This is a genomic window from Streptomyces sp. A012304, assembly GCF_026008495.1.
Classification (GTDB): Bacteria; Actinomycetota; Actinomycetes; order Streptomycetales; family Streptomycetaceae; genus Streptomyces.
In genome coordinates this window covers 23,891-34,959 of sequence record NZ_BQUN01000018.1, presented here as the reverse complement: position 1 = coordinate 34,959, position 11,069 = coordinate 23,891, and the positions used below count along the sequence as shown (strand labels likewise).

11 protein-coding genes and 1 pseudogene are annotated in these 11,069 nt (G+C 72.2%); 8 read left to right on the top strand and 4 right to left on the bottom strand.

Annotated elements, in window-relative coordinates:
- Positions 1–74 precede the first annotated feature (74 nt).
- On the bottom strand, positions 75–671 hold the full coding sequence (locus tag ALMP_RS05550; RefSeq protein WP_264925077.1) for an RNA polymerase sigma factor: 597 nt from the start codon (positions 669–671) through the stop codon (positions 75–77).
- Between the two features lie 226 nt (positions 672–897).
- On the opposite strand from ALMP_RS05550, the gene ALMP_RS05545 reads away from it, so the two are divergent.
- The 3 genes from ALMP_RS05545 to ALMP_RS05535 all read left to right on the top strand — a co-directional run bounded on the left by ALMP_RS05545 (position 898) and on the right by ALMP_RS05535 (position 3,555).
- Positions 898–1,110 carry a hypothetical protein gene (locus ALMP_RS05545; protein WP_264925076.1) on the top strand — a complete coding sequence of 71 codons (213 nt, stop codon included), beginning with the start codon at positions 898–900 and terminating at the stop codon, positions 1,108–1,110.
- Entirely contained in the window at positions 1,111–3,207 is a 2,097-nt protein-coding gene (gene malQ, locus ALMP_RS05540) for a 4-alpha-glucanotransferase (RefSeq protein ID WP_264925075.1), read from the top strand.
- Positions 3,208–3,270: 63 nt separating this feature from the next.
- On the top strand, positions 3,271–3,555 hold the full coding sequence (locus ALMP_RS05535) for a hypothetical protein (RefSeq protein ID WP_264925074.1): 285 nt from the start codon (positions 3,271–3,273) through the stop codon (positions 3,553–3,555).
- Positions 3,556–3,759: 204 nt separating this feature from the next.
- Here ALMP_RS05535 and ALMP_RS05530 read toward each other — a convergent pair whose 3' ends face one another.
- The gene (locus ALMP_RS05530) at positions 3,760–4,266 is read right to left on the bottom strand and encodes a GNAT family N-acetyltransferase (RefSeq protein ID WP_264925073.1); all 507 of its coding nucleotides are present in this window, start codon (positions 4,264–4,266) and stop codon (positions 3,760–3,762) included.
- Between the two features lie 69 nt (positions 4,267–4,335).
- Between ALMP_RS05530 and ALMP_RS05525 the strand changes: the two genes are divergently transcribed.
- On the top strand, positions 4,336–4,914 hold the full coding sequence (locus ALMP_RS05525; protein WP_264925072.1) for a TetR/AcrR family transcriptional regulator: 579 nt from the start codon (positions 4,336–4,338) through the stop codon (positions 4,912–4,914).
- An 89-nt stretch (positions 4,915–5,003) separates the two neighbouring features.
- Positions 5,004–5,426 (top strand): annotated as a pseudogene (locus ALMP_RS05520) (SDR family oxidoreductase); the annotation flags it as partial.
- On the opposite strand, the gene ALMP_RS05515 reads toward ALMP_RS05520, so the two are convergent.
- The gene (locus tag ALMP_RS05515; protein WP_264925071.1) at positions 5,413–5,616 is read right to left on the bottom strand and encodes a DUF4287 domain-containing protein; all 204 of its coding nucleotides are present in this window, start codon (positions 5,614–5,616) and stop codon (positions 5,413–5,415) included. The pseudogene ALMP_RS05520 and the gene ALMP_RS05515 overlap by 14 nt on opposite strands.
- A gap of 332 nt (positions 5,617–5,948) precedes the next feature.
- On the opposite strand from ALMP_RS05515, the gene pepN reads away from it, so the two are divergent.
- Both pepN and ALMP_RS05505 read left to right on the top strand, forming a co-directional pair.
- Complete coding sequence (gene pepN, locus ALMP_RS05510) at positions 5,949–8,516, top strand: aminopeptidase N (protein ID WP_264925070.1); 2,568 nt, start codon at positions 5,949–5,951, stop codon at positions 8,514–8,516.
- A gap of 189 nt (positions 8,517–8,705) precedes the next feature.
- Positions 8,706–9,194 (top strand): DUF1203 domain-containing protein, encoded by a 489-nt coding sequence (locus tag ALMP_RS05505; RefSeq protein WP_264925069.1) that lies wholly within the window; start codon positions 8,706–8,708, stop codon positions 9,192–9,194.
- 10 nt (positions 9,195–9,204) lie between these two features.
- On the opposite strand, the gene ALMP_RS05500 is transcribed toward ALMP_RS05505, so the two are convergent.
- Positions 9,205–10,221 carry an aspartate-semialdehyde dehydrogenase gene (locus tag ALMP_RS05500; protein WP_264925068.1) on the bottom strand — a complete coding sequence of 339 codons (1,017 nt, stop codon included), beginning with the start codon at positions 10,219–10,221 and terminating at the stop codon, positions 9,205–9,207.
- A 314-nt stretch (positions 10,222–10,535) separates the two neighbouring features.
- Between ALMP_RS05500 and ALMP_RS05495 the strand changes: the two genes are divergently transcribed.
- Positions 10,536–11,069 (top strand): RNA polymerase sigma factor, encoded by a 534-nt coding sequence (locus ALMP_RS05495; protein WP_264925067.1) that lies wholly within the window; start codon positions 10,536–10,538, stop codon positions 11,067–11,069.

Below are 11,069 nucleotides of genomic sequence, written 5' to 3'. Positions count from 1 at the left end.
CGCGTCCGCCTCCGGCAGGGAACCGTCGGCGTACCGGGCGACCAGGTCGTCCGACGCGTGCCAGTGGGTCGTGTTCATGCCGGGCCTCCCGCCGGGGTCGGACTCAACCGGTCGAGCGCCGCGCGCAGTTCGGCGCGGGCGCGCATCGCGCGGGTCTTGACCGTGCCCTCGGGGATGCCGAGCAGCCGTGCCGTCTCCCGGGTGGTGAGCCCGTCCACGACGGTCGCGCGCAGCACCTCCCGCAGTTCGGGCGAGATCCGGTCGAGGGCGGTGCCGACGTCGCCGAACTCCAGCCCGGCCAGCACCCGCTCCTCGGCGGACGGCAGCACCGCCGCGGGCGCCCGCTCCACGCGCGCGGTGTCCATCGGCGCCGTCTCGATCCGTCCGGCCCGCTCCCGCGCCCGCCGCGCGTCGACGAGACGCCGGGCGGCGATGGTCCACAGCCAGCCGCCGGCCTCCCCGCCGCCGTGCCCGGACGCCGAACGCCACACCGCCACGAAGGTGTCCTGGACGACCTCGCGCACCACCTCCGGATCGGCGCAGCGCCGGGTCAGCCGCGCGTGCAGCCAGCCGGCGTGCCGGTCGTAGAGGGACTCCAGCGCCGCCGTGTCCCCGTCGGCGACGGCCCGCAGCAGCGCCGCGTCCGTGTCGCCCTCCCCGTGGCCCCTCATGGGGCGGAACAGTCTCACACCCCTTCTGTCGGACGACCCGGCGCGAACGGTTCACGCGCTCCCGCCCATCACGATCGACATGACATGATTGCCCCGCTTTATTTGGTTTTTTCAGGTGAGGAATGTGACGAGATGCGTGTGGTCCGCCTTCCGGACGTCTGCGGTCGCGCCCACTGGGTAGGGCTGCGGTAACCCGTCAGAGTCCGTACGACAGAAGGAGGCCACCGTGGCCGCATCGGCCCATCTCGTGCTCCCGGCCCGCTCCAAACGCCCGGCGGCAGCGACCGCCGACCTCGAAGAACCCCACATCCGTGTGTTCAGCGCGGAGGGAACCTGCGCCGAGGCTCCGCTGACCAGCGAGCCGCCGCTGCCCTACGCCGAACCCCTCACCAGCGAGCCGCCGCTCGCCGCCGCGGACCCCGACGTCACGAGGCCCTAGATGACCGCACCCCGGCCGGCCGCAGCTCCCGACGAGGCACTGACCCGCCTCGCCGCCCTGCACGGCGTAGCCGTCTCCTACCAGCCCTCCCCGGACCGTACGGTCACCGCCTCGGCCACCGCCGTCACGCGCGCCCTGGCCGCCCTGGGTGTCGACGCGGGCACGCCGCGGGCCGTACGGGCCGCGCTGGCCGCCCGGGAGCGGGAGCTGAGCGAGCGGCTGCTGCCACCGACCGTGGTGTGCTGGAGCGACAGCCCCTCGGACGCCCTGACCGCGCTCCCCGGCGGCACCCGGCTGCTGGTCGAGACCGAGCAGGGCGAGACCCGCGCGTCCGCCGAGGGGCTCCCGCCCGGCGTCCACCGCCTGACCGTCACCGCCCCCGACGGCCGCACCGACGACGCCCGTCTGATCGTCGCCCCGCCCCGGCTGCCCACCCCCACGGGACGCTCGTACGGGCTCCTCGTCCAGCTCTACTCCCTCCTGTCCCGGCGTTCCTGGGGCATGGGGGACCTCGGGGACCTGACCGAGCTGGCCACCTGGGCCGGGCGGGCGCTCGGCGCCGGGTTCGTGCAGGTGAACCCCCTCCACGCGGCCGTGCCCGGCACCCCCACCGACCCCTCCCCGTACCGGCCGTCCTCGCGCCGCTTCCCCGACCCGGTGCACCTGCGCGTCGAGGACGTCCCCGAATTCCCGTACGTCGACGAGCCCGGCCGCGTCCGGGCGCTGCTGGAGCGGGCCGGGCGGCTGCGCGAGACCGTGCTGGACAAGGGCGCGCTCATCGACCGGGACGCGGTGTGGCGGCTGAAGCAGGAGGCGCTGGAGATGGTCGCGCGCGTGCCGCTCGGCCCCGGCCGGCGCGCCGCGTACTGCGACTTCCTCGCCCAGGAGGGCGAGGCGCTGGAGGACCACGCCACCTGGTGCGCGCTCGCCGAGGTGCACGGCTCCGACTGGCACCGCTGGCCGGAGGGGCTGCGCGACCCCCGCTCGGCGGACACCGCCCGCGCGCGGGCCGCGCTGATGGACCGGGTGGACTTCTGGTCGCGCCTCGCCTGGCTCACCGAGGACCAGCTCACCGCCGCCCAGCGCGCCGCCCGCGAGGCCGGCATGCCCCTCGGGATCGTTCACGACCTCGCCGTCGGCGTGCACCCCGGCGGCGCCGACGCCTGGGCCCAGCAGGAGTACTTCGCGGCCGGCATGTCGGTCGGCGCACCCCCCGACGCCTTCAACGCGCGCGGACAGGACTGGGGCCTGCCCCCGTGGCGCCCCGACCGGCTCGCCGCGTCCGGCTACGCGCCGTTCCGCCACCTGCTGCGCACCCTGTTCCGGCACGCCGGCGCCCTGCGCATCGACCACGTCATGGGCCTGTTCCGCCTGTGGTGGATCCCCGAGGGCGAACCGCCCACCGAGGGCACCTACGTCCGTCACGACGCCGAGGCCATGCTCGCCGTCCTCGTCCTGGAGGCCTCCCGGGCGGGCGCCGTGGTGATCGGCGAGGACCTGGGCACCGTCGAGCCGGGCGTGCGCGAGGCACTGCGCGAACGCGGCGTGCTCGGCACGTCCGTCCTGTGGTTCGAACGCGACTGGGACGGCGACGGCCGCCCCCTGCCTCCCGACCGCTGGCGCGCCGACTGCCTCGCCACCGCCACCACCCACGACCTGCCGTCCACCGCCGCCCGCCTCACCGGCGAACACGTCGAGCTCCGCGACCGCCTCGGGCTGCTCACCCGCCCCTTGGAGGAGGAACGCGCCGAGGCCGCCGCCGACACCGCGGAGTGGCTGGAACTGCTCGCCCGCCTCGGCCTCCTCCCGGGCACCGGCGGAGGCGGCGACACCTCCTCCGAGGAGGCCGGGATCCAGGCCGTCCACCGCTTCCTGCTGCGCACCCCCGCCCGCATGATCGGCGTCTGGCTCCCGGACGGCACCGGCGACCGCCGCCCGCAGAACCTCCCCGGCACATGGGACCAGTACCCGAACTGGCGCCTGCCGATCGCGGACGCGCAGGGCCGTCCGGTGACGCTGGAGGAGCTGGCGGCCTCGCCCAGGGTGCGGGCGCTGATCGACGTACTGCGGGACCTCGGCGGCGCGGGTGGCCGGTGACATCGGCCGGTACAGGCCACCCCGCCCGAGCGCAGCTCACCGTCGTTCGCTAACTTTGGCACCGTGGACAAGAAGAACGCCCTGCGCGCCGGCACCCTGGCGGCCGGTACGACGCTGATGATGCTGCTCATGTCGTCCCCCGCGCTCGCGCTGACCCGCGACGACGGCGACGACCCCGGCCCGGGCCTGAGCGTCATCGAGACGCTGGGCCTCTTCGTGGTGGCCCCGATCGCGCTGTTCGCGGTCATCTTCGGCCTGGTCTGGGTGCTCGACCGTTCCAAGGACCGCCAGGACCCCACCAGCTCCAACATCACGATCAAGGGCGAGAAGGCCAAGGCCGGCGCCTGACCCGCCCCCCGCCGCGGGCGGGACGGATCCCGGGCGCCGCGCCGCCGAGTCCTCGGTCACCCGATCCGGATCCGCTCGTAGCGCGGCCGCTGCCGATGGGCCGGTACGACCATTCATGCCGACCTCGATCGGACTGTCGTGCGCACCCGGGCGCCGACATGGCCACGCGGGACGCGCGGGGGCCGAGGCCGCCGCGCCCCCGCCCTACGCGCGGATCCCGTCGAGCGGGCGTCGGTACCGCAGGCCGGGCCGCCCGTCGATGTGGATGTCGCCCACGGCCGTGAACCCGTTGTGCTCCAGCACGGTCCTGGACGCCGGGTTGTCGAGCGTCGTCATGGCGGTGAGCGCCGAGAGTCCGTACTCCGCGGCGGCCAGCCGGCAGACGTCGCCGACCGCGGCCGTCGCGACACCCCGACCCGCCGCGCGCTCACCGATCCGGTAGCCCAGCTCGGCGCAGCCGTCCTCGACGTCCACGAGATTGACGCGGCCGATCAACTCCCCGTCCTGGTCGACGACCACATGGAAGTGGCACGTGCCCGCCTCCTGCTCGGCGAGGCGCGCCTGGAGTTGCGCGGCGAACTCGGCGAAGTACGCGTCGCCCCGGTCGGGAATGGTGCGGGAGAAGTAGGCGCGGTTCTCCCGCTCGAACACCAGCAGGGCCTCCGCGTGCTCGACCCGCAGTCGCTCCAGAACAGGCGATGGCTTTGTCATGCACGCCAGCATAAGTGAGCGGCGCGAGATTCTTGACCTCAAGGTCCAGAATTTTGGTATGGTTCGGCCATGGGAAGGCCCAGGCAATTCGATCCGGACGCCGCCGTCGAGCAGGCCATGGAGGTGTTCTGGCGGAAGGGATACGCCAGAACCACCCCCCAGGACCTGGTCGATGCCCTCGGTATCGGCAAGGGCAGTCTCTACAACAGCTTCGGCAGCAAGCACGCCTTGTTCGAGCGGGCGCTCCGTCGCTATCGCGACAGTCAGGCCGTCGCCCTGACGGAGATGCTGGAGGGGGCCGGCCCGGTCAAGCCGCGTCTGCGCAGGACGCTGGAGTTTCTCGTCGAGATGGATCTCGCCGATCCGGACCGCCGGGGCTGCATGGCCGTCAACACGGCGGCGGAGCTCGCCGGAACGGACAAGACGGCGACCGACCTCGTCCAGCGCATGTTCGACCGCACCGAGGGTGCCTTCCGCGCGCTGATCGAGGAAGGGCAGCGCGCGGGGGAGATCCCGCCCGACCGCGACCCCGCCGCGCTGGGCAGCCTGCTGCTGAACACGGTCGTCGGCCTGCGGCTCACCGCGCGGGTCGCCGAAGGCCCTGACCGGCTCACCCGCGTGATCGACGCGCTGATCGACTCCCTGTGATCGAACCCCCGGATCAGTGACCGTCGACTCCCTCTGATCCGCTCGATCCGAGCCGCACCCGCTGAAGGCCCTCTGCCCGACCTCCTACGGCCCTGCCCAGCCTGATCGAGCGCCGCGGGGCGATCGTCAACGTCTCGTCCGTCAACTCCCGGCTGCCCGCCGCCGGCCCCGTCGCCTACAGCGCGGCCAAGGCGGCCCTCGCCGCGCTGGGCAAGTCCCTGGCCGAGGAGTTCGGGCCCCAGGGTGTGCGCGTGAACACCGTCTCCCCCGGAGTGGTCCGCACCTCCATCTGGGAGGACCCCGACGGCTTCGGCGGCAAGGTGGCGGCCGCAGCCGGAGCGGAACACGCCGCGTTCCTCCGGCAGATCCCGCAGGCCTTCGGCATCACCACCGGCCGCCTCACCGAACCCCGGGAAGTGGCCTCCTTGATCGCCTTCCTCCTGTCCGACGTCGCCGGCAACATCACCGGCGCCGACTACGTCATCGACGGAGGCACGGTCAAGACGCTTTGAGGGTGTCCGCGACGAGGGCGTTGGCGTGGCCGTGCCCCAGACCGTGCTCGCTCTTGAGCCAGTTCACCAGCTCCATGTGCTTGGTGAGGGGCGAGGAGCGGATGAGGTCCTTCCACTCCGCGATCGGGCGACCGTACTTCTTCTCGATGGAAGGGAAGTAGCTGGCAGGGCCCTTGGTGGTGTCGGTCATGTCGGCGGTGTCCCGTCTGTCCGTGCCGGAAATGGTCGCTGGTATGACCGGGGAAGACGGCTGGAGCCATCGGCCCGTGAAGGTGGGCTGCGTCACACGGCGAATCTGGACACTTCGGATCCCGACACTTCGTGCCGGCCGTGCCGGCGTCAGGGCCGTTCATTCCGTGCCCCCCTGACACAGCATCCGTAGCTGTCGGCAAGTCTGCCGAGCGGTGTCGGTCATGTCGGCGGTGTCCAGGCGGCGGCCCCGACCCGGGACCCCGGTCGTCGCCCAACGCGGTGGTCCCGTGGAAGGATGGCGCAACCCACTCAAATCGAGGAGATGACCGCGTGCCTGGCACAAACCTGACTCGCGAAGAGGCGCAGCAGCGGGCGAAGCTGCTCACCGTTGACTCGTACGAGATCGATCTCGACCTCTCCGGCGCGCAGGAGGGCGGTACCTACCGGTCCGTGACCACGGTGCGCTTCGACGTGGTGGAGAACGGCGCCGCGTCCTTCATCGACCTGGTGGCTCCGACCGTCCACGAGGTGACGCTCAACGGGGACGACCTCGACCCGGCCGAGGTGTTCAAGGACTCCCGCATCGCGCTTCCGGAGCTTCTCCAGGGCCGCAACATCCTGCGCGTCGTCGCCGACTGCGCCTACACCAACACCGGTGAGGGTCTGCACCGGTTCGTCGACCCGGTCGACCAACAGGCCTACCTGTACACACAGTTCGAGGTGCCCGACGCCCGCCGGGTCTTCGCCTCGTTCGAGCAGCCCGACCTGAAGGCCACTTTCCAGTTCACCGTGAAGGCGCCGAACGGCTGGACCGTCGTCTCCAACTCCCCGACGCCCGAACCGAAGGACGACGTCTGGGTCTTCGAGCCGACGCCGCGCATCTCGTCGTACATCACGGCGCTCATCGTCGGCCCGTACCACTCCGTGCACAGCGTGTACGAGAAGGACGGGCAGAGCGTGCCGCTGGGCATCTACTGCCGTCCCTCCCTCGCCGAGTTCCTCGACTCGGACGCGATCTTCGAGGTGACCCGGCAGGGCTTCGACTGGTTCCAGGAGAAGTTCGACTACCAGTACCCGTTCAAGAAGTACGACCAGCTGTTCGTGCCGGAGTTCAACGCGGGCGCGATGGAGAACGCCGGCGCCGTCACCATCCGCGACCAGTACGTGTTCCGGTCGAAGGTGACCGACGCGGCGTACGAGCTGCGCGCGGAGACCATCCTGCACGAGCTGGCCCACATGTGGTTCGGCGACCTGGTCACCATGGAGTGGTGGAACGACCTGTGGCTGAACGAGTCGTTCGCCACCTACACCTCCATCGCCTGCCAGGCCTACGCGCCCGACAGCCGCTGGCCGCACTCCTGGACCACCTTCGCCAACTCCATGAAGACGTGGGCGTACCGGCAGGACCAGCTGCCGTCCACCCACCCGATCATGGCCGAGATCCGCGACCTCGACGACGTGCTCGTCAACTTCGACGGCATCACCTACGCCAAGGGCGCGTCCGTCCTGAAGCAGCTCGTCGCGTACGTCGGCATGGACGCGTTCTTCACGGGCGTCCAGGCCTACTTCAAGCGCCACGCCTACGGCAACACCCGGCTGTCCGACCTGCTCGGCGCCCTGGAGGAGACCTCCGGGCGTGATCTGAAGGCCTGGTCGAAGGCGTGGCTGGAGACGGCCGGCATCAACGTGCTGCGCCCGGAGATCGAGACCGACGAGCACGGCGTCATCACCTCCTTCGCGATCCGCCAGGAGGCCCCCGCCCTGCCCGCGGGCGCCAAGGGCCAGCCCACCCTGCGCCCGCACCGCATCGCCGTCGGCCTCTACGACCTCGACGGCGACAGCGGCAAGCTGGTCCGGGACGACCGTGTCGAGCTGGACGTCGACGGCGAGCTGACCGCCGTACCGCAGCTGGTCGGCCGGCGCCGCCCGGACGTCGTCCTGCTCAACGACGACGACCTGTCGTACGCCAAGGTCCGCCTCGACGAGAAGTCCCTCGCGTTCGTCACCGAGCACCTCGGTGACTTCGAGGCGTCCCTGCCGCGCGCCCTGTGCTGGGCGTCGGCCTGGGACATGACCCGCGACGCCGAACTGCCCACCCGCGACTACCTCTCGCTGGTGCTGTCCGGCATCGGCAAGGAGTCCGACATCGGTGTGGTCCAGTCGCTGCACCGGCAGGTCAAGCTCGCCATCGACCTGTACGCCGACCCGGCCGCCCGCGAGGCCCTGCTGACCCGCTGGACCGACGCCACGCTGGCCCACCTGCGCGCGGCCGAGGCCGGCGGCGACCACCAGCTGGCGTGGGCGCGGGCGTTCGCGGCCACCGCCCGCACCCCCGAGCAGCTCGACCTCCTCGAAGGGCTGCTGGACGGCTCGCAGACCATCGAGGGGCTCGTCGTCGACACCGAGCTGCGCTGGGCGTTCGTGCAGCGGCTCGCGGCCGTCGGCCGGTTCGACGAGACGGAGATCGCCGGCGAGTACGAGCGGGACAAGACGGCCGCCGGCGAGCGCCACGCGGCGACCGCCCGGGCCGCCCGCCCGACGCCGGAGGCCAAGGCGGAGGCCTGGGCGCAGGTCGTGGAGTCCGACAAGCTGCCCAACGCCGTCCAGGAGGCCGTCATCAGCGGCTTCGTCCAGACCGACCAGCGTGAGCTGCTCGCGTCGTACACGGACAAGTACTTCGACGTCGTCAAGGACATCTGGGACTCACGCTCGCACGAGATCGCCCAGCAGATCGCGGTCGGCCTCTACCCGGCGGTCCAGGTCTCCGAGGAGACCCTGCGCAAGACCGACGCCTGGCTGACCTCCGCCGAGCCGAACGCGGCCCTGCGCCGCCTCGTCTCCGAGTCCCGCTCGGGCGTGGAGCGCGCCCTGAAGGCCCAGGCGGCGGACGCGCGGTAACCGCGAGCCGCCGACAGGCCGTACGGCGACGGGGCGCCCGGTGCGACACCGGGCGCCCCTGCCGTGTCCGAGGCCATGTCCGAGGCCGTGTCCGACGCCGTCTCCACGGCCGGGACCGGCGAGCCGGATCCGAGTACGACGTCCGGATCCCGCCGGAGGTCCGGGACGGCGCACGCGACTCTGGGGTGCATGATCACCACCACGTACACCGCACGCCCCATCGCACCAGGGGCCCTGGCGGAACTCCGCGTCACCGACGACGCCGGCCGCCGCACGACCCCCTTCACCGAGGCGGAGGGCGGCGACCCCCTGCGCTGCTGCCTGCGCCGCAGCGCCCCCGGGGAGCGGCTCGCCCTCGTGTCCTACGCTCCCCTGCGCCGCTGGGCGGCCGAGACGGGCAGCGACCCGGGCGCCTACGACGAACAGGGCCCCGTCTTCGTCCACGCCGGCCCCTGCCCGGCCCCGGCCGACGGCACGCTGCCCTTCACCGGAGTGCACCGCACCGTCCGCCGGTACTCCGCCGACGGCCGCATCCTGGGCGGACGCCTCGTCGAGGACCCCTCGCCGGAGGGCTTCGAGAAGGCCTTCCGGGAAGCGTTCGACGACCCGGTCGTGGCACTCGTCCACGTCCGGGCCGTCGAGTACGGATGCTTCCTCTACGAGGTCCGCAGGGACTAGCCGGCCTGGGTCAGCCCTTCAGCTCGGCCGCCACCAGCTCCGCGATCTGCACCGCGTTCAGCGCGGCGCCCTTGCGGAGGTTGTCGTTGGAGATGAACAGGGCGAGGCCGTTGTCGACGGTCTCGTCCTTGCGGATGCGGCCCACGTAGGACGGGTCCTTGCCGGCCGCCTGGAGCGGGGTGGGGATGTCGGTGAGGACGACACCTTCGGCCGAGGACAGCAGCTCGGTCGCGCGCTCGGGGCTGATCGGGCGGGCGAAGCGGGCGTTGACCTGGAGGGAGTGGCCGGAGAAGACCGGGACGCGCACGCAGGTGCCGGAGACCTTCAGGTCGGGGATCTCCAGGATCTTGCGGGACTCGTTGCGGAGCTTCTGCTCCTCGTCGGTCTCGTTCAGGCCGTCGTCGACGAGGTTTCCGGCGAAGGGCAGCACGTTGAAGGCGATGGGCCGCTTGTAGACCTGCGGCTCGGGGAAGTCGATCGCCTCGCCGTCGTGGGTGAGCCGGTCGGCGTCGGCGACGACCTTCTGCACCTGGCCGTGCAGCTCCGCGACGCCCGCGAGGCCCGAGCCGGACACCGCCTGGTAGGTGGCGACGACGAGGGCCTCCAGGCCCGCCTCGGCGTGCAGCACCTTCAGGACCGGCATCGCGGCCATCGTCGTGCAGTTCGGGTTGGCGATGATGCCCTTGGGGCGGTGGGCGATCGCGTGCGGGTTCACCTCGGACACCACCAGCGGCACCTCGGGGTCCTTGCGCCACGCCGACGAGTTGTCGATCACGACCGGGCCCTGGGACGCCACCTTCTCGGCCAGCGCCCGGGAGGTCGCGCCGCCGGCGGAGAACAGGACGATGTCCAGGCCGGTGTAGTCGGCGGTCGCCGCGTCCTCCACCGTCACACCGTCCAGGACCGTCCCCGCGGAGCGGGCCGAGGCGAACAGGCGCAGCTCGGTGACCGGGAAGTTCCGCTCCTTGAGGATGCTGCGCATGACCGTGCCGACCTGACCGGTGGCTCCGACGATTCCGACCCTCACGGCGACTCCCTCTGTCTCGTTACGTACGCATTGCCTGGCCGAGGCCTTTCCATCATGCGGCCGACCCCTGGCAACCTGTCCAATTCTTTGGACGCCATGCCCGAGGTGTGGGACACGCCACCACCGCCGACGGTTGCGGAACTGCGGTCCCCAACCCCGCTGAGCTGGAGGAATTAGCCCGTCGGGCACCCCCTGCCGCAAGCTGTGCTGCCGCGCCGCGAGGTGTGACGTACGCCTCTGCGGAACTTTTCCGCGCTCGCGCCGAACGTTTCCGCGCGTCACGTCGTCGTAGGAGTAACGCGGCGAGGGGAGGGGTGGCTGTGCTGCGCAGAACGGCCCGCCGCGCCCAGGGGGACGGCCACGGCGATCCACTGGACGCGGCGCAGGAACGGCGGGTGCGGGCGGTGCTCGCGCTCGGCGGTGTACCGCAGGCGGACCTGCTGGACGGGGTACAGCAGGTCCGCCTGCGGCTGCTGGAGCGGGCGGCGAAGGGGCAGGAGGCGCCGCGTGACGTCTCCGCGTGGGCGGCGGTCGTGGCCTCCAACCTCGCCATGGACTGGCACCGGGCCAAGCGCCGCCAGGAACGCCTGGGCGAGCGGCTGGCCTCGCTGCGCCAGCACGAGCACCCCTCCGGCGAGGACACCAGCGTGCTGTCGGTGGCCGTCGCCCGGGGCCTGGACGCGCTGCCCGACGCCCAGCGCCAGGTCGTCGTCCTGCGGTTCTACGCCGATCTGCCGGTGCGCTCGATCGCCGACGAGCTCGGCGTCCCGGAGGGCACGGTCAAGAGCCGCCTGCACACGGCGGTCCGGGCCCTGCGCGCCCGCCTGCACGAGGACGAGGTGGTGTGA